1 protein-coding gene is annotated in these 279 nt (G+C 62.4%); it reads right to left on the reverse strand.

The window, feature by feature from the left end; all coding sequences use genetic code 11:
- A partial coding sequence (locus MD536_RS21810; RefSeq protein WP_239603885.1) for a polysaccharide deacetylase family protein occupies positions 1-279 on the reverse strand: 279 nt, incomplete at both ends.

A 279-nucleotide genomic window follows, 5' to 3' on the forward strand; every position in this document is an offset into this window, starting at 1 on the left:
GTTCTTCTTCGAGGCGGGCGATACTCTCAAAGATTTCCGCGCGTGCGCGATCCTCCGGCAGCTTCGCGAGCGCATAGTGACCGCACGTATGGGCGCCGAACGAGACCAGCGGGTCCTGCGCCAACTCGCGCAGTTCATCCCATGTCATCAGCAAATCGGAAGCCAGGCGGGAGCCATCGACATTGTGGCGCTGCGCCAAGTCCGCAACGATCGCACGGGCCGCATCCTCATCCATGCGCCGAAGGGCCCAATAGACGACGTGGTAGGCGCTTTCCTTCT

Source organism: Flavihumibacter cheonanensis (assembly GCF_022352215.1).
Classification (GTDB): Bacteria; Bacteroidota; Bacteroidia; order Chitinophagales; family Chitinophagaceae; genus Flavihumibacter; species Flavihumibacter cheonanensis.